At 41.8% G+C, this 24938-nt stretch carries 20 protein-coding genes and 1 tRNA gene; 5 read left to right on the top strand and 16 right to left on the bottom strand.

What is annotated here, in order from left to right:
* Positions 1-51 precede the first annotated feature (51 nt).
* From AAFH98_RS08355 to AAFH98_RS08310, 10 genes are all read right to left on the bottom strand, one after another.
* Positions 52-1299: a RagB/SusD family nutrient uptake outer membrane protein gene (locus AAFH98_RS08355; protein ID WP_342522247.1), complete on the bottom strand. Its 1248-nt coding sequence runs from the start codon at positions 1297-1299 to the stop codon at positions 52-54.
* A 27-nt stretch (positions 1300-1326) separates the two neighbouring features.
* The gene (locus AAFH98_RS08350) at positions 1327-4206 is read right to left on the bottom strand and encodes a carboxypeptidase-like regulatory domain-containing protein (protein WP_342522246.1); all 2880 of its coding nucleotides are present in this window, start codon (positions 4204-4206) and stop codon (positions 1327-1329) included.
* Positions 4207-4719: 513 nt separating this feature from the next.
* A complete protein-coding gene (alr, locus tag AAFH98_RS08345) occupies positions 4720-5892 on the bottom strand; it encodes an alanine racemase (RefSeq protein WP_342522245.1) in 1173 nt (390 codons plus the stop codon).
* Positions 5885-7048, bottom strand: coding sequence for an amidohydrolase (locus AAFH98_RS08340; RefSeq protein WP_342522244.1), 1164 nt, complete (start codon positions 7046-7048; stop codon positions 5885-5887). Before AAFH98_RS08340 ends, alr begins: the two co-directional genes overlap by 8 nt.
* A 151-nt stretch (positions 7049-7199) precedes the next feature.
* Entirely contained in the window at positions 7200-7796 is a 597-nt protein-coding gene (locus tag AAFH98_RS08335; protein ID WP_342522243.1) for a peptidoglycan DD-metalloendopeptidase family protein, read from the bottom strand.
* Between the two features lie 462 nt (positions 7797-8258).
* Positions 8259-9332 carry an alanine/ornithine racemase family PLP-dependent enzyme gene (locus AAFH98_RS08330; protein WP_342522242.1) on the bottom strand — a complete coding sequence of 358 codons (1074 nt, stop codon included), beginning with the start codon at positions 9330-9332 and terminating at the stop codon, positions 8259-8261.
* Between the two features lie 2 nt (positions 9333-9334).
* The gene (locus AAFH98_RS08325; RefSeq protein WP_342522241.1) at positions 9335-9778 is read right to left on the bottom strand and encodes a GNAT family N-acetyltransferase; all 444 of its coding nucleotides are present in this window, start codon (positions 9776-9778) and stop codon (positions 9335-9337) included.
* The gene (locus tag AAFH98_RS08320; RefSeq protein ID WP_342522240.1) at positions 9778-11259 is read right to left on the bottom strand and encodes a sodium:solute symporter family protein; all 1482 of its coding nucleotides are present in this window, start codon (positions 11257-11259) and stop codon (positions 9778-9780) included. Before AAFH98_RS08320 ends, AAFH98_RS08325 begins: the two co-directional genes overlap by 1 nt.
* Before the next feature lie 139 nt (positions 11260-11398).
* Positions 11399-11749: a bactofilin family protein gene (locus AAFH98_RS08315; protein ID WP_342522239.1), complete on the bottom strand. Its 351-nt coding sequence runs from the start codon at positions 11747-11749 to the stop codon at positions 11399-11401.
* A gap of 9 nt (positions 11750-11758) precedes the next feature.
* The gene (locus tag AAFH98_RS08310) at positions 11759-12790 is read right to left on the bottom strand and encodes a ParM/StbA family protein (protein WP_342522238.1); all 1032 of its coding nucleotides are present in this window, start codon (positions 12788-12790) and stop codon (positions 11759-11761) included.
* A 202-nt stretch (positions 12791-12992) separates the two neighbouring features.
* On the opposite strand from AAFH98_RS08310, the gene rocD reads away from it, so the two are divergent.
* A complete protein-coding gene (gene rocD, locus AAFH98_RS08305; protein ID WP_342522237.1) occupies positions 12993-14231 on the top strand; it encodes an ornithine--oxo-acid transaminase in 1239 nt (412 codons plus the stop codon).
* Between the two features lie 79 nt (positions 14232-14310).
* Here the strand turns inward: rocD and AAFH98_RS08300 are convergent, their stop codons facing one another.
* The 3 genes from AAFH98_RS08300 to AAFH98_RS08290 form a co-directional block, all read right to left on the bottom strand.
* Positions 14311-15321 (bottom strand): glycoside hydrolase family 43 protein, encoded by a 1011-nt coding sequence (locus AAFH98_RS08300; protein WP_407935502.1) that lies wholly within the window; start codon positions 15319-15321, stop codon positions 14311-14313.
* Positions 15322-15562: 241 nt separating this feature from the next.
* Positions 15563-16660 (bottom strand): ATP-binding protein, encoded by a 1098-nt coding sequence (locus AAFH98_RS08295; RefSeq protein ID WP_342522235.1) that lies wholly within the window; start codon positions 16658-16660, stop codon positions 15563-15565.
* Positions 16661-17545: 885 nt separating this feature from the next.
* Positions 17546-17618 (bottom strand) — tRNA-Met (locus AAFH98_RS08290).
* Positions 17619-17732: 114 nt separating this feature from the next.
* On the opposite strand from AAFH98_RS08290, the gene lat reads away from it, so the two are divergent.
* Positions 17733-19061, top strand: coding sequence for an L-lysine 6-transaminase (gene lat, locus AAFH98_RS08285; RefSeq protein ID WP_342522234.1), 1329 nt, complete (start codon positions 17733-17735; stop codon positions 19059-19061).
* 90 nt (positions 19062-19151) lie between these two features.
* Here the strand turns inward: lat and AAFH98_RS08280 are convergent, their stop codons facing one another.
* The 3 genes from AAFH98_RS08280 to AAFH98_RS08270 form a co-directional block, all read right to left on the bottom strand.
* Positions 19152-19871: an SDR family oxidoreductase gene (locus tag AAFH98_RS08280; RefSeq protein ID WP_342522233.1), complete on the bottom strand. Its 720-nt coding sequence runs from the start codon at positions 19869-19871 to the stop codon at positions 19152-19154.
* 160 nt (positions 19872-20031) lie between these two features.
* Positions 20032-22290: a phosphoribosylformylglycinamidine synthase subunit PurL gene (gene purL, locus AAFH98_RS08275; RefSeq protein WP_342522232.1), complete on the bottom strand. Its 2259-nt coding sequence runs from the start codon at positions 22288-22290 to the stop codon at positions 20032-20034.
* Positions 22291-22362: 72 nt separating this feature from the next.
* A complete protein-coding gene (locus AAFH98_RS08270) occupies positions 22363-23055 on the bottom strand; it encodes an HAD family hydrolase (protein ID WP_342522231.1) in 693 nt (230 codons plus the stop codon).
* A gap of 195 nt (positions 23056-23250) precedes the next feature.
* Here AAFH98_RS08270 and AAFH98_RS08265 point away from each other — a divergent pair, with 195 nt between their 5' ends.
* The 3 genes from AAFH98_RS08265 to AAFH98_RS08255 are packed head-to-tail and all read left to right on the top strand — an operon-like array spanning position 23251 to position 24938.
* A complete protein-coding gene (locus AAFH98_RS08265; protein WP_342522230.1) occupies positions 23251-23841 on the top strand; it encodes a LemA family protein in 591 nt (196 codons plus the stop codon).
* Positions 23842-23884: 43 nt separating this feature from the next.
* Positions 23885-24463, top strand: a complete 579-nt coding sequence (locus AAFH98_RS08260; RefSeq protein WP_342522229.1) for a YkoF family thiamine/hydroxymethylpyrimidine-binding protein — start codon at positions 23885-23887, stop codon at positions 24461-24463.
* A 25-nt stretch (positions 24464-24488) separates the two neighbouring features.
* The gene (locus AAFH98_RS08255; protein ID WP_342522228.1) at positions 24489-24938 is read left to right on the top strand and encodes a TPM domain-containing protein; all 450 of its coding nucleotides are present in this window, start codon (positions 24489-24491) and stop codon (positions 24936-24938) included.

Genomic DNA, 24938 nt, shown 5'->3' with positions numbered 1-24938 from the left:
CCTTATTTACATAAAGAGCGGCTTAAAATCAGCTGTTTCTGATGTTCTGATTTATAATTCTGGGTTGTTATTTCTTTCACTTTGGGTGATGGGGAAATACTTCCAGCTTCCTGCAGGCAGATGCCAATTATCATATCGCCGTTGATCAATCATACGATTGCCAGTCAGATACAGCTCTTTATCCCGCTCTTCCAGTAACAAATCAATATCCACCGTTACCGATAAGGGTAGCGGATCTATATCATGACTGGCACGAACTTCATCAATTAAGGTACGGGCGTTCGCTTGTCCCGTTGCCCCACCTTCCTGTAGCTCTACTTCAGCAAGCATGAGGTGGTTCTCCTGCCACGACATAATATTGATATTCGTGTCCTCGAAGTACTTAGTTTGCCTGAAAATAACCACACCGGCTTCAACTCCTGCATCTGTAACCTCATCTTCAGGCAACACTTCCAGCGAAATTCGATTGGCCTCGTCAGGATCGGCTTCGATATAGTCATTGTATCGTGATGCTACCGTATACTGGTTTCGGCTTGCCCCAGCCTGGGCTGAAAAGGCATTTTGCGACTCCAAACTATGGATCGATTGGAAAGGAGCATCGCCAGACTCGAGCCCATTTTCGAGAAAGCTCAATGCCGTCCCATAGTTACCCTGGTAAACATGAATTCTGCCAATCAGGGAGTTTACTACGCGAGCATCATAGTCCGATGGAGCATTCGTCAGGGCCGTTTCTAAAAATCCCAGTGTCCTGTTATACATTTCAGGAGAAGGAATAAACGGACTGTTATTAATAACTCCACCGCCATTTTCGGGCTCAAGCCCAAAGTAGGCCGCATAAATATAACGAGTCAACCCGGCATATAAATTGCCATTATAAATGGCTTGTTGACGCAGATCAGCATCCTCGAAATCGATTTCTTCGACTCGACTTAGAAAATCATCAGCCAAAAACCGCGCCTGCCCCAACGTGTTAAAAGGTCCGTCAACACTATTGTTGTCAAATTGGATATCCCCATTATCGATATCACGAAATGTTGGAAAGGTAGCGTCACGAACGTTATCACTGTCAAATTCCAGGGCATCCGACAAACCTCCGGCAATTACGGTTAGAGCATCGTGCGTGATATCAAAACGTCCGATAACCCCGTTCATAAAAAATGATACCTGGTCTTCGCTGTTTAGCTGCTCAGAGCTGACCACATCAATAGGGTCGTCAACTTCTTGTACAAAATTTTCGCAGCCGGTAATCGAAATGAAGCCGGCAACAAATACGAAAAGTATTATTTTATTATAATTCATAATATTAACCTCGTTAATAATCTGATATTAAAAACCAATATTGAGTGTTGCCGAGAATACGCGAGGAGTCTGCAGCGTCAAGAAATCTGCACCCCTGGTTAAGCTTCTGGCCCCTGTGAAATTAACTTCGGGATCAATTCCGCTGTAATCGGTAAAGGTCAGCAGATTCCGGCCCGACACAGAAAGTCTTAAATTTCGGATGGTATTGACAAGTGGGCTATTCTGAATAAGGGTATTAAAGTTATACGAAAAGCTTAATTCACGAAGCTTGAGATACGAAGCATCCTCAATAAAGTTCCCGTCATAGTTTGGATTCAGATTTGCCAACTCATCGGCCAGACGGCGGTATTCATCACTACCCGGGCTTGCATTAGAAAAGGCCTCAACTTTTTCATCGTATTTTACATCATTTCCAAACAATATCATGAAAATACGCGTATTGTTATAGACATCTAAGCCTGTAGCAAAATCCCAGTTTTGATAGAGCTCGAAATTGCGCAGGAATCGGAATGTTAGCGAAAGTGATCCATTCTGCTCGGGATACGGTTGTCCTTTAAACACTCGATCTTCACTCAAGTTTACGGCAGGTAACCCATCAGATCCGAGTACAATATTGCCGTCATCATCTCGCAGAGCTCCATCCACATCCAGCACATAAAATGCAGATTTGGGAAGCCCCTCATCAATAACATTAACATCGAAACCGTCAAAGATAGGTTGTGCTCCACCGAGATCTACCACCTCATTTTCCTGATAGCTCCACTGCAGGTTAAAATCAAACTGGTAGTTTCGAGATCGGAATGGCGTACCCGTTAATCCGACTTCAACACCCCAGCTGTCAACGCCTCCTACATTAAATGGCGGATCATCAAAGGTTAGGCCTGTTGAAGGCGATTCCTCAAAACCGATAATGGATTGCCGTGCCCACTGATTGTAGTAGGTAACGCCAATACCGTAACTTCCCAGAAAATCGACATCAATACCTGTGGAGAGTTCCTTAATTCGTTCGGGCTCGATATCGGGGTTTCCAACCTCTTCGATTATCACGCCTCGTCCTACGCCATAGGCTGCTGCTCCAAACAGTAATGTGGTTCCATCGAAAATACCTGGTAACTGTCCGGTTTCACCGTACGCAGCACGAACCTTAAACAGATCAATAGATTCCGGCAAGAAATCAAACTGTTCTAAGCGTACAGAAGCACGAGCCTGGGGATAGAAAATCGTTGGAGCTTCATCACCAACGGAGCTCGCGAAATCAAACCGACCACCAAGTGACAGGTAATAGGTGTCATCATATGAAAAGTCATGCTGAGTGAAAACACCTGCCTCACGAGTGTGCAAAAAAGTTTCATCAGCATCAATTAATACAGCCCCCGATGCTACATTTCTTATCGCACTTGAGGGGAAATCATCTTTTTGTACAAAAGTAGTATTTAACCTTCTATTGAAAATCTGAGTACCAACAATTGAAGTGATACTTACATCTTCACCAATGTTATAATTATATGATGCATTTAAATCATAAGTGAAGTTTTTATTTTCTCTCATAAATATTGCACGTTCTCCATTTATGATACCGGCATAACCAAAGTCAGGGCTAAAAAATTGGCTTTGACGTAAGTTAGCACCATCATAACCAAACGAACCCGATATGTCTAAGTTCTCAACCGGCGTCCAGGTTGCCGATAAACTACCGACAAATCTGTTAGTCTTGTTGTTATCATCTATGGCGTCAATAGCTTCGCGAGCAGTGAAATTATAAGTAGTTCCGCCTGGGGCAAGAATCAAGTTACCTAAATAGCCAAATATATTGTTGTCAGCTTGAGGCCTGCTAATTTCATTCAACGTAAATGAGGTATTTGCTGAAACCGTAAAGTTATCATTTGGAAACGCTTCAAAATTCCCGCGGAATGATTGTCGATCCAACGTATTTTTTGGCCCAAGCCCCTCTTCATAGCGTTGGGTTAAACCAGTCAAATACCTAATGGTTTCCGTTCCTCCGCTAACCGTAATTGAGTTATTATAATAGGGATTACTCTCTATAGTTTCGTTTGCTTCTTCAGCACTATAAATTTCATCCTCTGAGTATTCTTGCTGTTTAGTGTTTATTCCATAAGTAGACTTAAAATCTACTTGCACAGCTCCGCCACTTACACCACGCCCACTCTTCGTTTCAATAAGCACGACTCCACTTGAACCACTCGTTCCATAAAGTGCAGCAGCAGCAGGACCTTTAAGTATTTCTACCGAAGCAATATCATCCGGATTTAGATCAGACAACGCACCTATACCCTGTCCACCTACTCCAAAACCTTCGATTTCGCTGTTATCAACACGCGTTCCATCAATATAAATGATAGGCTGCCCATCTCCTCCAAGGCCACCTCCGGAACGTACTTGAAAACGAATTCCACCACCGGGGTTACCGGATGCTGCCGATATATTTACGCCTGCCGCTTTACCTTGTAAAAGCTCACTTATACCAGTATAAGAGTTTGATACCTGTAGCTCCTCGGCATTAACCTTTGCAACTGAAATTTGCGTAACAGATCTGGATGTTTCAGAAGCAATACCTGAAACGACCACTTCTTCTAAGTTTTGCAGATCCGACTGTAGCTCGAAATTAACCGTCTGATTTTCATTATTAATTTCAACCTCTCTGGTTACTGTTCTATATCCTATAAAGGTCACTCTAAAAGTGTATGTACCAAATTCTACATTGGTGATTTCATACTCTCCTGAGGCATTTGTAGCAGCCCCTCTTTCAAGTTCCTGTATTAGAATATTAGCTCCCGGCAAAGATTCTTCTGTTTCTGAATCAATAACCGTACCTGTAATTGTTGACTGTGCATATGCGAGATTTGCAAGCACACATAGCACCCCCAACGAAAGTAACTTTTTGAACATAGTTTTGACCGTTTGCTGTTAGCTGTTGATTTATAAATAGCCTACTTTAGATATGTCAGCTTTGAACTGGCAGAAGAGCAATGCTATTTATTGTTAATTGTATTAACATAAACTGTGGATATCATTACACAGCTCATCTTAATTTCTTTTTAAAAGCCCTTATACTTTTTTAATGCTAAACCACTTGTTCTCTTACTCTTACCATTGTTATGAAGCTAATAGTAATTGAACATCACTATAGAAAAGATAAGCTCGAGATTTTCACTTATTGTAGGGTTTTCCCCTCTCCGCTTGACAGTTAATCCCTTAAGCTGTTAACGAGATGAAAAAAAGCGTTTACATTTCTTCAGCCTAATTTAGGATTACGTATCCATCGAAAAGCTGGGCTTGTCGTCCGATAGATCCCCCGTCCTATGGCACATTCAGTTATTGGTTGGGTATGCCAGACAGTGGATAAATTAAAGCCTTGACAGTAACAAAACTGATAGCTTTTCAACTAACCCCAATCACTCCTCACACAATACTGCGCGGCAGGCCTGCGGGAATCTGAACAAGCACCTCGTAATTGAGATTATTCCGCATTTCACTGAATGATGCTACCGTTATCTGTTGCTCTCCCTGTTTGCCGATAATAACAACCTCATCTCCAATTTCTACATCGGGAATATCCGTTACATCCACCGTGAGCAAATTCATATTTACCAATCCTGCCACCGGGGCCCGTTTGCCGTTAATCAGAACAATACCCACGTTCGTCAAATTACGACCAAAACCGTGAGAATATCCAATGGGCACTGATGCAATGATTTCGTCGCGACTGGTTAAATAAGTATTGCCATACCCCACAAATTCACCGGCCGGCACTTTCTTGGTACTCATTACGTGGCTCTTCCAGCTCAGTACCCGTTCAAGAGGATCTTTATGCTCTTTATTTATCTCGGGATATTTTTTCACGAAGTTCATATAGGTCTCCCGATTCGGCCAAAAGCCGTATTGGGCAATACCGAAACGAACCATATCCATAATCGTTTCAGGATAGTTTAAAGCCGATGCAGAACACGCTGTATGCCGACTTTTAGCTTTTATACCCTGACTTTCGAACCAAGAGCTATACTCTTCAAAACGTTCAATCTGTTCCTGGATGCGCACATAATTTCCCACACTCTCAGCCCCGGCAAAATGCGTACAGAGACCATCAAGATTTAAATGACGATCGTTACCTTTAATGATTTCTACGGCCTCCTCAAATTCACTCTCTTCTAATCCCAACCGATTCATCCCCGTTTCCAGATGAAGATGTATACGCGCCGGTTTGCCAATCCTTTTCGCTTCCTTCACCGCGCATTTCAGGCGATCCAACTCGAAGACAAAAAATGAAACATCCCGTTCTATGGCCCATCCAAGGGCACCCTCATTAATCATCCCCATAATCATTACATGGGTATCGTCATGCGAACTTGCACGTACAGCCTGTCGTGCCTCATCAGAACTAAACACCGAAAAGTGACGAATGCCGCATTCTTCAGCCATAGGCACAAAATGTCCAATACCGTGGCCATAAGCATTGCCCTTAATGACCGAACTGAATATCACATCTTTACCAATGTAATCTTTCAGGAAAGAGATATTTTTTTTAAAAGCTGATTTACTCAGTTCAATTCTTGAGGGATATAACTCTTCACTCATTTCTATTTGTTACTTCATTAATTATTTGCATGAACATCGAAATTCCGGTCTTCAAAATATCATCGGGAAAGTCATAACTTTCGGCATGTAGTGCAGGTTGTTCGATCCCGGCACCTAATCCAAACATAGCCCCATTGATCTGTTGTGTAAAATGTCCAAAATCTTCTGACCAGCTAAATGGCTTCTTTTTTTGATGTCTATCAATCCCTAACTGCTCCACAGAGGATGATACAATTTTGGTGGCCTCGGGACTATTTACCGTAGCAGCAAAAGGCTCTACCCATTCGATTTCGAAATTCAGATTATGCGTCTGGGCATATCCTTCTACTATTTTAATACATTTATTCTTCAGCTTTTCCAGTAGTGCATCATCATAGGTTCGCAGCGTAGCCATTACCCCTCCTTCCCCGGGCGATGTACCAAATGCCTCTTCGCCCACATTGGCATGTATCACTGTCACTTTTGCTGCCTCTTCTAATGGCACATAAAACTGAGGAATAGCCGAAAAGGCTTGTATGGTTTGAGCTACTGCCAAGGCCGGACTGTTTCCCTCTTCGGGATGGGCTGCATGGGCCGTTGCTCCTTTAAATAAAACTTTCATTCCCACTGATGCGGCAGCAAAGGTATCTTCTTTTACGATGATTTGATGCTTTTGATAGCCCGGCAGATTATGGAGTGCAAAGCAGTAATCAAATAATCCCGTATCAAAATCAGAGTCATCAATAACGCTCTGGGCTCCTTCTCCTGTTTCTTCGGCCGGCTGAAAAAGAAGAGAGACAGTACCAGACTCGGGACGCTTATTTTCCAATAGCTTAGCCACTCCACAAACTATTGCCATGTGTCCGTCGTGCCCACATTTATGGCCTATCCCTTCTGTTTTAGACTGGTATTCGGTCTCAATATTATCGGCAATGGGTAAGCCATCCAGCTCGCAACGTATTAGCAGGTACGGCCCCTCATTTTCTCCTTTATACGTTGCCAATATTCCGGTGCCCCCAATACCTGTTTGTATATTATCGGGATTGGCCTTCTTCAAAAAGGCAGTAATTTCCTCTGCTGTCTGGTGTTCCTTGCCCGATACTTCTGCCATGGAATGTAGTTTCTGACGTAATTCTCTAAGTTGTAATAGCAAGTCATTTTCGATATTGAAGGGCATACCGGGTAATATCTAAATCACAATTTGTGCAAGGCACAAGTAGTGGATTTTACTGCAAAATTGCTAACTCAAATTTGTTGAAAGCTCCATGTTGAAATGTTAGAAGTTACCTACAACCTTCAACCTATAACCTTCAACCTATAACCTTCAACTAATACAAATTGCCCATCACCAGCCGGGGGTCAGGATATTTTTCCAGGGCTTTTTCTCTGTTAGCAGGTGCTACCACGCCCGGCATATCGGCCTCTCCCGGATCTTCGACTGATAACTGGAAATGAAGATGCGGTACCCATCCCCCATTAACTTCCGAGGCACCAAGCGTAGCAATCTGTTGCGCCTTTTTCACTTTCTGGCCAATCGTTACTCTATCCAGTGCTTCCCTTGCGAGGTGTCCATACAAAGTGTACAATACCTGATCTTTTAACTGATACTCGATAACAATAGTGGGGCCATAATCCCCCGCCTGATCGTTATCTTGCATGTAGGCTACTTTGCCATCCCAAAATGAATAGACCGGATTTCCCGCTTCCGTCCAGATATCAATCCCCATGTGGACGTTACGCTCATTATTATACTGAGAAGCTAAGTACATGTTGGAACGCTGTTCATTGTATTTACCAATGCCCCAATCCTTAGTCTCAATAAAATCGGCGTCATATCCTTCCGAAAAATCAAACACATACAGTTTGTCCCTGCGATCCGGGTAATCCATCACTTTGGCAAAATCATAATCGGCAAGCTCTTTCATGGTCTATATTTAAGTAGTGTTATCACACCTATTAATAAATCTATGATATGAGAAAATAACACTTCTTGTTTCGAGAGTACAACTCCCGCTACCCTCGACAAGCAAAATTAATGATAACGTAATACGAATCTCTAAAAATAATTATAAACCTCTACTAAAATTAAGAAGCAGCTCTCTTACATCTCCCCTTTGAAAGGAGAAAACTTTGATGCACTTAATTTATCGGTTATTGAACTCCCTTATAACCTATAATTATAGGACTTTGATAGACTACCTAATGCCATGCTGAACCTGTTTCAGCACCTATAGTTAACCGTTCATCATAAGCTTCTACCCCCACTTTTGTTCCAGACCCTGAAATAAATTCAGGATGACACATCGGTCTTGCCTAAACCCTCTATTAAATAAAAAAGGCGCCGTAGAGGAACTACGACGCCATATTATATATATCAGTTTCCTTTACTATTCTTCTACAACCTTGTCAATATAATCGGAATTCATAATTCCAAGTGCTCCCATATATTTCATCCGGAACCGAATAAAGTCACCCACCTCGTAGCCGGCTTTATTATCCCCGACATCCAGGATAAGCATATCAGAGCTGGCGTCGGCAATCTCAATTCCGTCTTCTTCACTAATTAGGTGATCTGGATTAATATCAAGGTAACCAATATCCAAAATAGCCCGGTACGATGTTTCACCGTAATCATCTTCATCAATATCGACAACTTCTCCCTGTGGATTCATTCCGAGCTCACCGCTGGGAACCTTGGGCTTTTCAGCAATTTCAATAATTTGCGGATACAATTCGAGCACATCATTGTGCATGCCCTCAATGGTGCCATCGGTAAATAGGTTTTTACCAAAGAAAAGAGCTTCTCCTACTCGGAAATGATTAATGCCACTGGGCAGCTGGTTGCGTAAAAGCAATGGGATGGTCACTGTAGTACCTCCCGAAACCAAAGGAATTTTTTTATCAAAACGGAGCTCAATAATCTGCTTGTAAAGAGAAAGCTGAATAAGCTTATCCTCATCCGGCATTACCCCATGCATACAGTTGAGATTAGCCCCGATGCCGATAACCTCAATATTTTCGAGCTTAAATACCTTTTCATAAAAGTCGATCAGATTTTCGCGAATTACCCCTTCGCGCAGATCTCCCAGTTCAATCATAATAATAACCTTGTGCACCTTATCCTGGCGCTGAGCTTCTTCAGAAAGGGCGTGCAAGGTGGGAAGTTCGGTATTCAAGCTGATATCGGCATACTTAACCACCGACTCAATAATATCTTTGGGTGGTGGCTTGATGTAGGTAGTAAGCGTATCAGAGTCAATCTCCTTTATCTTTTTAAGATTGCTGATACGAGAATCGAGCATATCCCCAATCCCCAAATCGGCCACCTCTTTTAAATATTCTTCATGTCCACACAACAGCTTGGTGGTAATACCCCACTTGATACCGTTATCTTTGAAAAGCTTATCAAGAAAATCGTAATTATGACGTAACTTATCGCGATATAGTTTTATAAAAGCCATCTCTATTTGCTGAGTCGCATTTCAAGATACTTATTGGTAAACCCATATTTTTCGTACAGGTATTTTGCCGGATTATCAGGTTCTACATGCAGAGCGATATCTCCTTTTGTACTATCAATTATACGTTCCATCAATTCTTTTCCTAATCCTTGACCGCGATAATCACCGTGAACTGCAATATAGACCAATATATGTTCGGGAATAAAACCTGCCATATTGGTATGGTTAATGATAACAGCCCCTACAATTTGTTCTTTTTCATGGGCAACCAAAATAAACCCATCTTGGCCTTCCTCATCTCCATAAGCATAAGCAATACACGACAAAATATGCTTCTTTTCATCCCCATACTCGTCCAGATGCTCATATAAAAAATCTGCGACATCTTCCCTGCTAAATGGCGTAGGGTTCTCGATATCCGAATGTATCAGATCAAATTCAATCATTATGTGCTTGTGACATTAGACTGTTTCAATTCCTCAGTCCGCGGCTTACCGGTATTATCGGGAAATGCCAGCGAAACTAAAATAAATACTATGGCTGAGACACTAATGCCAAATACATTTGCATCAAGTCCAGCCGGTAATTCTTCTAAAAAAAGTTCTAAGCAGACTGTTGTGGCCCCGCCTAAAATCATGGCTGCAATAGCCCCGATGCTGCTACTTTTGGACCAATAAAGAGCTCCAATTATGGGGACAAACAATCCCGACACCATAAAGGCATAGGAATATAACATTAAATCGAGCACATTCGTCATTGTTGTAGCCACGAGCAAGGCAAATGTTCCAATCAACAGTGTTGTAATCTGTGAAAATCGTAAAAACGTATCGCTGTCATGATCAACATCCTTAAAATAGCCAATTATATCGGAAACCACATTGCCCGATGCTGCCATAAGGCAACTATCGGCCGTCGATAGAATAGCAGAAAAGTAGGCACTCATCATAATCCCCATAAGCCCAACGGGCAATACCGTACGCAGCAACATCGGCAGACCGGTTTCGGGATCGGTTTCTGAAACATCGGCTGCACCAAGATATGCAAACATACCCTGTTCGGCGCCAACCTTAGCAAATAATCCCAATGCAACGCCCATAAAAGCCATAATCGGCCATTCAAAAACCCCTGCCAAATACCACGCTCTTTTTGCCGTTTCCTCATCGTTACAGGCGTAAATACGCTGGTAGAGAGTCATCCCCACAAACCAGATGGGAATAATAGTTACCGTCCAATAGACAACGTCCTGCCAGGAAATATTTGTCATAGAAAGCAAAGCAGGATCTACCGCTTGAGAAATAGCCTCCCAACCACCGACAGCCGTGTATGAAATGGGGATACCAATAAAAATAAGACCAATCATCAGAATAGTCCATTGCACCGTATCAGTATAGATCACGGCTTTAAGTCCACCCATTACGGTGTAGATAACTGCCACAGATCCCATAATAATGAGCGCTGTTTGCAGATCGAGATTAGCAAATGTACCCGTAGCTAACTTAGCGCCAGCCAATATCTGTGAACTCGTAAATCCGGCGTATCCAATGGCAGAAATAATTCCGGCCACTAATGCTACCTGTGGCGTGAAATAGTACTCAAATACTTCAGGAAAGGTATAGGCTTCATCAAATACGGGGTTTCCTTTCACTTTTGGGATGAGAAAAACTGCAGCTAACCAAGCTCCCAACAGGCCGGTAAAAAGCATCCAAGATCCGGATATCCCCATAACAAAACCGAGGCCACCCAGTCCAATGGAAAAACCGCCTCCCACATCAGTAGCTACAACCGAAAGCCCAATATGCAGGCTGCTCATATTTCGTCCACCTACATAATAATCCTCAGCGCCTTCATTTCTTTTGAGAAAGAAATATCCAAAACCCAACATTGCCATCATATAGGCAATAAAAATCGTCAGGTCTATCCAATGCATAAATTGTGCAACTCTGTTGAATTTCTATCTAATAAGAAAACCCTTGAGCTATTACACTCAAGGGTTCTTATTTCAAGGGTTAATATACCTTATAAATGCCGTATGGTGCAAGTGCCACAACATTTTTTATAAACTGTTGTTACCACAGCTTGTTTTTCTTCTTTTGGGAAACAGAAACAGTTTTCTCGGACTTACTCTCGGATTTGATCTCATCCTCAACGGCTTCGGATTTCGAGCTCCCAATATCTATTTTCTCCGGAGCAGGTTTGTCGGGATCTCCAAGGCAAATCAGGCCCTCGTGATAGCAATTTTCAGCAATATATACTTTGGGGGCCTTTATATCTCCCCTTATCTGGGCATATTCCTGAAGAATGATTGTAGAAGAAGCCGTAAGATTTCCTATCACTGTTCCTGCCACCACAATACGATTGGCAGAAATATCACCTTCAAATGAGGAATCCTTGCTAATAAAAGTATTACGTTCGTCCACCTTGCAATACTATGCCCCTACCTCTTCATCCATAATTGCAATAAGGGTATTGGCATTCCCCATATCAATTCCAACGGGCGTACCTTCTCCTTCAAACTGCATTGCAGTGTTCAGACAATATCCTTTAACAGCCATCTGTTCGGGCTTATCAGGAATTTCGATATTAAGAATACCCTCAAATTCATCGGATATTAAGTTCGTGAGCTCACTAAAATAAGCACCTCCTCCTACCAGGTACATGGTTGAACAATCGGCAAAATCAGAATCCTGAAATGCATTTGCCAGGGCCGGATGAATAATATTCTGGAAATATGACTTCAGCACTTTTCGGCGCAGGGCAGTAAGGTCAATATTACGCTTGTCAATATTAATTTTGCCGTTTTTGAAAGCGACGTTGAGCTGATGCTCAGTTTTGAAACCGAGATAGTAATCCTTCTGTAGCTCTTCCTTCATCATATTTACTGCATAACGAATACCGTGCGTACTGGTAGCCGTTCGGCGAATAATACCATTATCGGTACTAACAACTCCCTCCATCGAACCATATCCAAGACTTACAACAAAGAAATCATCTTCTTCGCGATAGTCACCATACCGCAATGAAATAATACTACCGGCAATCTCGGGAATGACGTCTACATTTCGCAGCTGAATAGTTGCTGCTTGCTTGCCGGTTGCTCCATTCGTAGCAAAAGTAGAACTGTCATACAACACATCGAATGACTTAGTTAGTCGCTGCTTCGCCATATCGCTGTGCTTTTGATACATCTCAAAGGGAAAACCCATGGTCATGGAAAAGTCGCTCCCAGCTTTTTCTTGCGCCAGCAGCAATGCTGCCCGAAAAAGCACGTCAAAATCTAACTCTCCGGGAGCTGTATTAATAAGTCGATGAGGTGAAAGCCCTTCTTGAAGCGCTAATTCGCCAATAATATATGACTCATCGTTGTAGTCGATCTTGAGACCGCTCAATAAGTCGTTACTAACTCCGCTTAAATCTGATCGCGTTGATTCATATACGCTTGGAAATACTGAAATATCCATGATTACTTAATTTTATTGATGACAAGTACCCTTTTCGCAACGTGTTGTGGATTATATAAATTTTTTATAGAGAATACTATTATAAATGTATCGAACCTGTCTCCCAAAAATTTCATCATCCCATCAAGAAATTAATTTACCTTATATTCTATAGATCCTATCTTCAGTAAAACATTTCTTTCAAACTAATCGATATAATTAGATGATTACCACAACCCAAGCTATTGAACTTGAAAATAAATTTGGTGCTCATAATTACCATCCTTTGCCAGTAGTACTTTCAAAAGGTGAAGGGGTTCATGTTTGGGATCCCGAGGGAAACAAGTATTATGATTTCTTATCGGCGTATTCTGCCGTAAATCAAGGGCATTGTCATCCTCGTATTATTAATACCCTTGAAGAACAGGCTAAAAAGCTGACACTCGTCTCAAGGGCCTTTCACAGCGATCTGCTGGGGAAATATGAAGAATATATGCACGATCTTTTTGGATATGATAAGCTCTTGCCCATGAATACCGGGGCGGAAGGTGTCGAAACGGCCATCAAATTGTGCCGCAAATGGTCGTATGAAAAGAAAAACCTGACGCCTGAAAAAGCGACGATCATTGTTGCAAAAGGAAACTTTCACGGGCGTACAACCAGCATTATCTCCTTTTCAAATGACCCGGTAGCCCGTAAAAACTTTGGCCCCTATACGCCGGGATTTGTCTCAATTCCTTATAATGATCTGGAAGCCCTTGAGCAGGCGTTGCAGAAAAAAGATGTAGCAGGATTTTTAGTTGAGCCCATTCAAGGCGAAGCCGGCGTTGTGGTTCCCGATGACAATTATCTTAAAAAAGCATCTGAGCTCTGTGAAAAGTACGACACTCTTTTTATTGCGGATGAAATCCAAACCGGTATTGCCCGGACGGGCGAAATGCTGTGCGTGGATCACGAAAATGTCCGTCCTGATATTGTGATTTTAGGGAAAGCCCTTTCGGGCGGAGCTTATCCCGTGTCAGCAGTTATGGCTGATGACGATATTATGGAATGCTTGCGCCCCGGCGAACACGGTTCTACCTATGGTGGAAATCCGCTGGCTTGTGCCGTGGCTATGGAGGCGCTAAAGGTAGTTGAAGAAGAAGGATTAGCTGACAATGCCGACCAACTGGGCAACATATTTCGTGATGAGATGAATAATCTCGTTCAGGAATCTGACCTTGTAAAGCTCGTTCGGGGTAAGGGGCTACTCAATGCCATCGTCATTAATGATTCAGAAGAAAGTGATACGGCATGGAATATTTGCCTTAAACTCAAAGAAAATGGTCTTTTGGCCAAACCAACACACGGTAATATTATACGCTTTGCTCCACCATTGGTAATGACCGAAGATCAGCTTATGGATTGTATAACTATTATTAAAGATACTATTGCAACCTTCGAGGAGTCCATTTCCGTTTAAATAATTTTCCCAAAACAAAACTCCACAGGAGATATAAATCCTGCGGAGTTTTCTATATCTGAAAAAATAAGTAATTAAATCACCTTCCAGATGGATCTGTTGAAGCATTATCTGGTTGTGGGATACCAAATTCAGGCGTTCCATCCTCATTCCATTTTATTACCTGAACACGGGTGTGCCGATTAGGATCATTCAAGGGATCCCCTTCAATTTCCTTATAACTTCTGGCGTGATATATCATCAAATCAGTAGATTCGTCCGGTGTTGTTGTAAAACTATTGTGACCCGGACCGTATATCTCATTTTCTTCTGACGACGAAAACACCGGCTCTTTCGATTTTTTCCATGCATCGGGGTCCATCAGGTCAGCATCCTCATCAGCCGTAAGCAGACCTACCTTATAATTGTGATTCGTTCCACTGGCCGAATACGTCATGAAAATTTTATCATTCCTTTTAATTACTGCTGCCCCTTCATTCACTTTGAACAACTGCTCTTCCCATTCATATTCGGGACGCGTTAACTCCACTTGCGGTTGTTTGATACTCCAGGGCGTATCCATCTCCGCAATATAAAGGGCTGTATTACCATCAAAATCCGGGGGATGTTGGGCCCATACCATATATCGCGTGCCTCGGTGTTCAAAAGTAGTTGCATCAAGGGAGAAGGTATCCCATTGGGTTTTTGTCTCTCCTTTCTCTACCCATTCTCCTTTCATCGGGTTTGCCGCCTCATTTTCAAGCACATACATTCTAATGGCCCAAATATCTTCCGTAGATCCTGCAGCAAAGTACATATACCATTTTCCATTAATATGGTGTAACTCAGGTGCCCAAATATGTGCTCCCATGATACCCTCATCATGTTTTCGCCAAATCACTTTTGGCTCCGCCTTCTTCAATCCTTCTATGGTTTTTGATCGACGAATTTCTAAACGATCAAATTCAGGAACTGATGCCGTAAAATAGTAATAGCCATCGGTATGTTTATATACCCAGGGATCAGCTCGTTGCAATATTAGCGGATTCGTATATTCCGCTGAAACTTTGTCTGATGTTGACGATTGTGCCTGTACAAGCTCAACCTGCATAAAACTTCCCACTAATAATATAAGAACAAGTACCGGCAGACAGCTTTTTCTATTCATAATCTTCTCTTTTAATACGATTAACAACGAAACTCAATATAATAAATGTATTTTTCACACCTAATAATATTCTATAGTATCTATATTGAACTGTATCAGGGGTTACTTTTTGGATGGGTAGACAAAATTACTCATTGAACTAAAAAGGGCAGAAAATAAAAAGGCAGGAAGCTAACAAGTATTTTTATAGCTTTTCTATTGGTAGCTTGCAGGAAACGGTAATGCCTTCGTTTCCTAAATCAGAAGTGTCCAGAATTTCAAATTTCCCGTCAACCATTTCCATCCGGTGGCGCATAATATCAATGCCTCTTCCTTCATCTCCTGTTGAAGAATCTGAGAAACCGGTTCCGTCGTCTTCTATAGTAAGATACATATAATCTTCATCCGACCTTAAAGAGATCTTAACATGTTCAGCGTTTCCATGGAGAACTGCATTTTTGACCGACTCTTGGGCGATATGGTATAAATGTGTTGCTACCTCAATGTTTGTAATATTATCAGGAGTGATATCATATTCCAGGTCGCAGTGAATGTCATATCTTTTTTCAAGTTGTCGGCCAAAATTGCGGAACACTTGAGTTATGCCGTGCTCTTCTATTTGAATGGGCATGATATCATGAGATAAATCGCGGACATCTGTATTGCTCTCTCTGAGTATCTCTAACACCTGATCTATATCTTCCTCTACCCCTTTTTCTCCTCTTGCTAACTTTTTTCTCGTTTCCTGAAGCAAAAGTTCGGCCGCTACCAATGTTTGGCCAATATTATCATGCAGAAATTGTCCGATCCTCCAACGTTCGCTTACGTCCTTTTTAATAATCTGCTGCTGCAATTCTTTATTTTTTTCTATTTTTTCTGCGAGCTTTTGTTCAGTGTCTTTAAGTTGAGTAATATCAACAAATGTTATTACCACCCCTTCAATATCATCTTCTGGTGAATGAGGATGCAACTCCATCAAATACCATCTCCCACTTTTCCCTTCTACTTCTTTTTGAACCCTATCCCGATATTTAAGTACATATCTAATATCGTCTGTAATCCCCTCGTACTTCAGCTGCTGGGAAAAATCCTTAATTTCCAGATCCTCATTGAAAGAGTTCGAATTGATCAGTTCAGTAATAGATGAAATAACGCATTTGATTCGATTTTTTTGATTTACATAAATGGTACCGGCTATATTTTCTTCTGGCCCCTTAAAAGGCCCATTAATATGTAAATCTACCACCTTTTCTGATGAACCTGAGGAGGTAACTTTTCTTTTGTCATCTTTTACGTTGCTCATAATGGTTTCTCTTTCGTAAGGGGATATTATTTTGTACATACCTTCCTAAAAAAGCTTAAAAGAAGGCTGATATTTTCTTCCCTTACAACTGTATTCCCCTTCTCTTTGTATCCACTTCCTGCAGTACTTCATCTTATTTCCAATAACCTACTTCAAAAATCAAAACTAAAATAGTAGCCATTGCATGATCATTGCTAAACAATAAAATTATCCCTGAAAGTTCCCAAGTTATGCGTAACGAAGTTCTTCGGACAGTATCTCTCACAAAATCTTTTCATGGTTTGTCATCTACTATCAACATATATGGAAATTTCCAAAATCAGCTTTAACTCGTAACTACCTGATTATCATACGAGTTATATTTTTACCTCTGAAATTGACTCTAAGTTATGCCCTTTAATTATATCCTCATTCTTATAAAGAACAAGCTTCAGGTCAGGATTTTCATCCTCTCTCTCTTCTCAAGTTAAAACAATATTAAGGTGCAGACCTATGAAAAATAATATACATATTTCCAGTCCACCTTAGGGTAAGAATCCTATTAGGAACTTCGCTGGTGGTAGTAACAAAGGATACTTTCTTTAAACCTTAAATACTGGGTGTCGCCTAATCATTGCTTTAATTGCATTATCACTTCTCGTAGCAATGTTAAGCTCAATAGTTAGTTCAAAAATCACATATCCCAATAAATGAAAAACAAGTTATATCTTTAGCTAACTATAGAACAAATAGCTTAAAACTTGTCAAAAGTATGCGGTTTGCTTCAGTAAATATGTTCGCAGTACTGTTTTAAGAGGGTAAGAAAATAATTTATTTGTACTTTTCCTGTACTACGCAAATAAAAAAGGCGACCTCCTGTTAAACAGAAAGTCGCCTTTTTGGTAGTGGCGGGGAGAGGACTTGAACCTCTAACCTTCGGGTTATGAGCCCGACGAGCTACCAATTGCTCCACCCCGCGATGTGAGTCAGTAAAGATACAGCTTGACATGGGTAGTTGTCAATAGTAAATTCAAAATTCTTTCCCGGTTAGACTCCGACACATAAACATTAATTAAAAGCTATTAGGAGGCATATGTCCACATCCAACACAGTTGCTCCCGCACAAGTACACAAGATTCTACAAAAACATATTTTAACGGATGGGTACGATATTGTGCTTGATCTCGAAAAGAGTGAAGGGACCTATCTATATGATGCGAAGAGCGGAGAGCGTTATCTGGATTTCTTTACTTTTTTTGCCTCTAATCCACTGGGAATGAATCACCCTCAACTGGCTAACGAGGAGTTCCAACAAAAGATTGGCAAAGTTGCTATTAACAAGCCTTCCAACTCGGATGTCTATACCGAAGAGATGGCTGAATTTGTAGACAATTTTGATCGTGTCGGCATTCCGGATTACCTCCCCTACTCGTTCTTTATTTCCGGCGGTGCATTAGCGGTTGAAAATGCCCTTAAGGTAGCCTTTGATTGGAAAGTGCAAAAGAATTTTGAGAAAGGTTATCGGCAAGAAAAAGGACATAAAGTCCTCCACTTAGAACAGGCCTTTCACGGTCGGTCGGGATATACGATGTCGTTGACCAATACAGATCCCAAAAAAGTAAAATACTTTCCAAAGTTCGACTGGCCGCGCATTACCTCTCCGGCTATGACTTATCCAGCTACTGATGAACATATCCGACAAACGGTGGCGCATGAAGAACGCGCTATTGCCCAAGCCGAGCGATACTTTGAGATGTACAAAGATGAAATTGCCTGTATCATCCTGGAACCCATTCAAGGTGAAGGAGGCGACCGTCATTTTCGCAAGGAATTTCACCAAGCGCTTCGTGATCTGGCCGATAAACATGAAGCGCTGCTCATTTATGATGAGGTACAAACGGGCGTTGCACTAACTGGAAAATTCTGGGCCCATGAGCACTATGTTAAACCAGATATCTTAGCTTTTGGTAAAAAAGCACAAGTTTGTGGAATCTTAGCCAGTAAACGTATCGACGATGTCGAAACCAATTGCTTCCATGTCTCTTCACGTATTAACTCGACATGGGGCGGAAACCTGGTAGATATGGTTCGGTTTGGACGTATTTTACAGGTAATTGAAGATGAAAACCTCGTCGATAATGCCGCTACGGTAGGTAACTTTTTACAGGATAAAATTAATGATCTAACCCAAAAATTTGAACACGTTACAAACCCACGGGGTAAAGGGTTGTTCTGTGCTGTTGATTTCCCCGATACCCATACCCGGGATTCAGTAATTAAAGAATGCTTCCAGAATAACTTGATGATTCTCTCCTGCGGAGAACGAACCATGCGATTCCGTCCGCCATTAACCGTCAATAAAGATCAAATTGAGGAAGGACTCGACATCATCGAGGAGTCCATTAAGTCAACAATGGATTAATCTCCGCCCCTCACTCAAACAAAATTAGTAAGCAGTAACAGTTAGCAGTAAATAATATCAGAACTAAAATACTGCTAACTGTCAACTGTTTTACACCATTTGATGCGATTCAGGCTGAATCGTAATTTCGTTTAGGACCGAACCTTCAGGCTGATTGGCAGCATAATACACGGATTTAGCCACTTCTTCTGGCGACAACATTTTGTCTTTTTGAACACGCATATCCACGGTATTGCTATCCCACATCGGGGTATCTACGCCGCCCAAATGCATAAGCGTAAACTTAACTCCGCTACGCTTATGCTCTTCAACCAGCGACTTTGTAAATCCTGTAATGGCAAATTTCGAAGCTGAGTAGATCGACGAATTCTTCATAGGATACTTACCCACACTGCCAGGAAACATAATAACACGTCCCTTCTTCTCCGTCGCCATATAACGCACCACCGTCTGCGTCACCAAAAACGTCCCATACACATTCACATCCAGCATCTCTTTGGCTTCTTCGGGATTGATGTCCAAAAGTGGTTGAATAACAGCAGTACCGAAAGCATTCACCAGCACATCAATAGGTCCGAGATCCTGGGTTACCTCCCGGGCCATTTTTGATACCGAAGCTAAATCAGTGACATCAACGCCAATCACAAAGGCTTCCCCACCGGAATCATTAATTTCTTGAGCCACCTTTTCTACCTTCTCCTGGTTTCGCGCTGCAAGTACCACTTTGGCACCCGCCTTGGCAAACACGCGTCCACAAGCACTTCCAATTCCTCCTGATCCACCAACAATCAATACAATCTTATTTTTCATAATACTCGTTTTTTTAAGCCACAGATACACACTGATCTGAACGGATAATTATTTATTGTGAAAATAATTGAATAAAATTGGCTGAACTTTCGTTCAAAAAAGAAGGCTGCCAGCATACAGATTACCGACAGCCCATAACTTTCACTATTTAGAATCCAAACTACGCTACCACATCATCTTTTTGCTTCATAGCTTGCTCAATAACGTTATCATAGATATCGTACATCTCCTCTACCGACAAGTTCACCAGCTCATCTACAGTTAACAAATCATTATTTGTTACAGTACCTAATTCCTCAAAAGGAATCTCTTGGTTTTGTAGATGTGATTCGAGCTGCCCTTTCATTTCGGCTTCGCAAGTGACTACTACTCCAGATTGTGCTTCGCTGTAAAGTACTTCATAGTCATTATCTCCCAAATCATCTACTGAAATGTCAGCGCCCTTGCCAGCAAATATCGCCATTTCAGCTAACGTTGTTGCCAGACCGCCATCCGAAATATCATGTGCCGCATTAACAATCTGCTGCTGAATTGCTTCCAGCAACGTTGATTGCAATCGACTCTCAAATTCGAGATCAATATCGGGAGCATCACCCGTCGTCAAATCATGAAGCGTATGCAGATACTCACTCCCCCCTAACCCTTTTCGAGGAGCACCAACGTAATAGATTACATCAGACTCATTCTTAAACTCAGGAGTCATACGATGATTTTCCACATCTTCAATCAATCCCAACATACCAATAACCGGCGTTGGGAAAATTGCCATCTCAGGATTCTCATTATAGAAGCTCACATTTCCACCCGTCACCGGCGTATTAAACATCCGACAAGCTTCACCCATCCCTGCAAGTGCTTCCTTAAACGTCCAATACACTTCTGGTTTATAGGGATTTCCAAAGTTCAGACAGTTTGTAATAGCCATCGGTTTAGCACCACTGCAAACCACATTTCGAGCTGATTCTGCCACCGCAATTTGTCCACCTTTACGTGGATTCAAATACACATATCGACCATTGCAATCGGTCTTAACAGCCAGCCCTTTTTTCGTGCCTTTGATACGTACCACGCCAGAATCCGAAGCACCAGGGCCGTTCACTGTATTAGTGCGTACCATCGTATCATACTGCTCATACGCCCAACGCTTGGAAGCAATGTTCGGTGATCCTAATAATTTTTTAATTACATCATTGTGGTTTTTGGGATGGTCAAGTGAATCAATGTCAAATGACTGCACATCATCCAAATATTCGGGCTTCTTCGTCTCACGCTTATAACGCGGAGCACCGCCGCCCAACACCAAACTATCAGCGGGAATATCAGCTTTCACTTCGCCATCTTTGAGATAGGTTACGTTTTCACCTTCGACAACCTCACCAATAACTACCGCATTCAGATCCCACTTCTCATAAATATCGATAATCTCCTGTTCACGTCCTTCTTCAGCTACAACCAGCATCCGCTCTTGGCTTTCGGAGAGCAACAGCTCGTAAGCCGTCATACCATCTTCGCGGGCTGGAACTTTGTCCAAGTCCAGCTTCATTCCCACGCCTCCCTTGGCAGTCATTTCAGAAGACGAACAACTGATGCCGGCAGCCCCCATATCCTGAACACCAACGATACCGCCATTTTTAATAACTTCAAGTGTAGCTTCGAGCAATTGCTTCTCTGAAAACGGATCGCCCACTTGCACACTGGGACGCTTATCCTCACTTTCTTCACTAATTTCTTCAGAGGCAAAGGTTGCCCCGTGAATACCATCTCGTCCGGTATCTGAACCAACGATAATTACCGGATTCCCAACCCCCTCGGCAATAGCCGATGCCGTCTGATCTTCCTTTACAATTCCAACACTCATAGCATTTACCAGCGGATTGCCCTCATATTTTTCATCAAAATAGATTTCTCCGCCTACCATCGGCACGCCGAAGGAATTACCGTAATCTGCGATACCGCGCACAACGCCATCCAACAGGAAACGAACACGAGGCGTATCCATATCACCAAAACGTAAGGAGTTGAGACTGGCAACCGGACGAGCACCCATGGTAAAAATATCACGATGAATGCCACCAACACCGGTCGCAGCACCTTCATACGGTTCAATTGCGGACGGGTGATTATGGCTCTCAACTTTAAATACACAACCAAGTCCATCACCAATATCAACTAACCCGGCATTTTCTTCTCCTGCTCCTACCAGCATCTGCGGACCTTCGTTGGGCAGTTTTTTTATTTCTAAGATAGAGTTTTTATACGAACAATGTTCACTCCACATCACCGAATAAACCCCAAGCTCGGTAAAATTTGGGGTACGACCGAGATAATCTTTGATCATCTCAAATTCCTCTTCGGTCAATCCGTGATCTTTGGCTAATTCAAGTGTTACTTCCGGCTCCTTCATCGTGTTATCAGACATTAGGCTTATTGTTATATGATGGAAAGTTGAAGGTTCAAGGTTAGACAAAGATCTAACCCTCAACCTTTAACTTTAAACCTTCAACAAGTTTTTCAAATCTATAAAATCAGCAAATACAAAATCGGCTTTCTGATGCTTATCCGCCTCCCCATTTTGGGTAAACCAAGCTACATTCCATCCAAACTGTGTTCCTCCTTCCACATCAGAACTAAATGAATCACCTACATATAAAATCTCATCTTTAGAGACTCCCGCTTGCTCAGTAGCGTATTCAAACACATCGGGATGAGGTTTTAGCACTCCAACCTCTTCCGAAATGACGGTTGCCTGAGCAGAATTATATAAATCAAAAGCTTCGAACTTTTTGCGCTGCGTTTCGGCAAAGCCATTGGTTAAGATACCAACGGGATACTTCTCAAGAATTCCATAATATGCTTCCTTCGCACCATCAAGCCACTGCCAGTGATTGCGATACGCCTGCATATAAAAATTACCAACTTCTTCGTATCGGCTTTTATCCAGACCGAGCTCTTTTAGCGTCAACTCAAACCGATTGCGCTGTAGCTCATCCCGGGTCACTTTTGCCTGACTATACAAACTCCATTGCTTGCTATTAACTTGATGATATACATCAATAAGTTCTTCAGTGCCGGTATTTTCAAAAAGCCCAAAATGGCGGTGGACATCTTTTAATCCCGCGGCCTCTGCAGATTTGTGATCCAGTAACGTATCGTCCAGATCAAAGTAGATAAATTGGTAAGACAAAGCGTAAATTTGCAGTTGAAAAATGATTCGCTCAAAGATAGGGATTTGATTGCTAAGATTTAAAAATGAAAACCCCCTAAGTATTTGCCCTTCTATAATAATCTTCAATTTTTTTTTAATCGGAAAGCATGCATCAATTTATGAATGCTTTCGTATATTTGTGCTCCACAATTATTAACAAAATACATTTAGGTCATGAATATTAAGACTATTATCGGATTAGGCGTTATCGCCTTGTTGGTTTTTATCGGCATTGGAAAATATAATACTTTAGTAGAGCAAGGACAGAACGTTGAACAATCTTGGGCACAAGTTGAAAACCAATACCAACGACGCGCCGACCTGGTACCCAACTTAGTCAATACAGTAAAAGGGGCGGCTGATTTTGAGCAGGAAACACTAACTCAAGTTACAGAAGCACGTAGCAAAGCCAGTTCTATTCAGATATCAGCTGATGACCTCAATAATCCACAAAAGATTCAGCAGTTCCAGCAGGCGCAACAGCAGCTTTCCGGCGCCTTATCACGGATGCTTGTAACTGTAGAAAAATATCCTGAGCTAAAAGCCAATCAGAATTTCAGGGATCTGCAAGTCCAACTCGAAGGAACCGAAAACCGAATAGCAACTGAACGACAACGTTTTAATGAAGCTGTACGAGACTACAATACTACGGTAAAGAGATTCCCAAATAACGTATTTGCAGGAATTTTCGGCTTTGATCAAAAAGCTTTCTTCGAGGCCGATGAAGGAGCTGAAGAAGTTCCGGAAGTTAACTTTGACTCCTAATTCATTCCCCTTTAAAATTTGCAAATCTAATTTCTCAAATACTATGTCAGATGATAATGCAGCATTAGCAGGATGCAGTTTTTCTATCCATCCTATGAGTGATAATTTTGTTGAACTCATAACAAAGGCTATTGATAAAACAGATACTTCCAAAACATGGACACAAACCGATAAAGTAAGTACCATCGTGCGGGGAAGAATGGCTCATGTTCTTGATGTCAGCCAATCAGTACTGGCTCACACTGCTCAAAGCGGGAAGCATGTGGCTTTTCATGCCACTTATTCTGTGGGTTGTCCCGGTGATACAAAAGGACACTCCTATATGGCTGAAAGTGATGAGCTCATGAATATATCTGCAAACAAGCGCCTTTCGCTTGATGTGGCTGCAAAGTTCGCCCTATACCCCATGGATGGGGGTGATTATATGGATACCATTTATGAGCAAATTGAGAATATGAAATCATTTGGTGTCAAAGTTACCCCAACCCATTACGAAACCCGTCTTGATGGAAACTCTCACGATATTTTTAAAGGGCTGCACAGCGTTTTTCAAAAAACAAAAGAAGCGGGTTCTAATCACACTGTAATGACCGTATCCATTTCGGCTAATAGTCCAACATAATAATCTGAATTATTAACACTTTCCTATGCCTGCCAGACAATTTTTAAGCGAACAAGAAGAACAGCAGATTGTTGAAGCAATTAATAATGCTGAACAAAAAACATCGGGAGAAATCCGTATACATCTTGAACATCACTGCGAAGGAGATGCATTAGATCAAGCGGCCCAAATTTTTCACGAGCTGGGTATGGATGAAACCCAGCTACAAAATGGCGTTTTAATATATATTGCTACAGAAGACCACAAAGCAGCCGTCTATGCGGGAAAAGGCATTCATCGTGAAGTTGATGAGGGATTCTGGGATGATATACTGCAAATCTTAGTTCAACACTTTAAAAATGAGGAATACGAAGAGGGTATTGAGAAAGCCGTCCATAAAGTAGGCAATAAACTGGAGCAACTGTTCCCTTATCATCAGAAAGGAGATCTCGATGAACTTTCGAATGAGGTTAGCTATAATAACAACAAGAATTAG

The sequence above is a fragment of the Fodinibius sp. Rm-B-1B1-1 genome, assembly GCF_038594945.1.
In the GTDB taxonomy this organism is placed as follows: Bacteria; Bacteroidota; Rhodothermia; order Balneolales; family Balneolaceae; genus Fodinibius; species Fodinibius alkaliphilus.
The sequence above is the reverse complement of the archived record's forward strand: the minus strand, read 5'-3'. Positions and strand labels throughout refer to the sequence as shown.

Bases quoted from the DNA above. Each gene is read 5' to 3' on its own strand.
- lat (WP_342522234.1), top strand. From the start codon at position 17,733: ATGTCCACATCCAACACAGTTGCTCCCGCACAAGTACACAAGATTCTA.
- AAFH98_RS08310 (WP_342522238.1), bottom strand. From the start codon at position 12,790: ATGGATATTTCAGTATTTCCAAGCGTATATGAATCAACGCGATCAGAT.
- AAFH98_RS08335 (WP_342522243.1), bottom strand. From the start codon at position 7,796: ATGAAAGAGCTTGCCGATTATGATTTTGCCAAAGTGATGGATTACCCG.
- AAFH98_RS08260 (WP_342522229.1), top strand. From the start codon at position 23,885: ATGTCAGATGATAATGCAGCATTAGCAGGATGCAGTTTTTCTATCCAT.
- AAFH98_RS08320 (WP_342522240.1), bottom strand. From the start codon at position 11,259: ATGCATTGGATAGACCTGACGATTTTTATTGCCTATATGATGGCAATG.
- AAFH98_RS08295 (WP_342522235.1), bottom strand. From the start codon at position 16,660: ATGAGCAACGTAAAAGATGACAAAAGAAAAGTTACCTCCTCAGGTTCA.
- AAFH98_RS08350 (WP_342522246.1), bottom strand. From the start codon at position 4,206: ATGTTCAAAAAGTTACTTTCGTTGGGGGTGCTATGTGTGCTTGCAAAT.
- AAFH98_RS08300 (WP_407935502.1), bottom strand. From the start codon at position 15,321: ATGCAGGTTGAGCTTGTACAGGCACAATCGTCAACATCAGACAAAGTT.
- rocD (WP_342522237.1), top strand. From the start codon at position 12,993: ATGATTACCACAACCCAAGCTATTGAACTTGAAAATAAATTTGGTGCT.
- AAFH98_RS08325 (WP_342522241.1), bottom strand. From the start codon at position 9,778: ATGATTGAATTTGATCTGATACATTCGGATATCGAGAACCCTACGCCA.
- alr (WP_342522245.1), bottom strand. From the start codon at position 5,892: ATGAGTGAAGAGTTATATCCCTCAAGAATTGAACTGAGTAAATCAGCT.
- AAFH98_RS08280 (WP_342522233.1), bottom strand. From the start codon at position 19,871: ATGAAAAATAAGATTGTATTGATTGTTGGTGGATCAGGAGGAATTGGA.
- AAFH98_RS08355 (WP_342522247.1), bottom strand. From the start codon at position 1,299: ATGAATTATAATAAAATAATACTTTTCGTATTTGTTGCCGGCTTCATT.
- AAFH98_RS08340 (WP_342522244.1), bottom strand. From the start codon at position 7,048: ATGCCCTTCAATATCGAAAATGACTTGCTATTACAACTTAGAGAATTA.
- purL (WP_342522232.1), bottom strand. From the start codon at position 22,290: ATGTCTGATAACACGATGAAGGAGCCGGAAGTAACACTTGAATTAGCC.
- AAFH98_RS08330 (WP_342522242.1), bottom strand. From the start codon at position 9,332: ATGGCTTTTATAAAACTATATCGCGATAAGTTACGTCATAATTACGAT.
- AAFH98_RS08255 (WP_342522228.1), top strand. From the start codon at position 24,489: ATGCCTGCCAGACAATTTTTAAGCGAACAAGAAGAACAGCAGATTGTT.
- AAFH98_RS08265 (WP_342522230.1), top strand. From the start codon at position 23,251: ATGAATATTAAGACTATTATCGGATTAGGCGTTATCGCCTTGTTGGTT.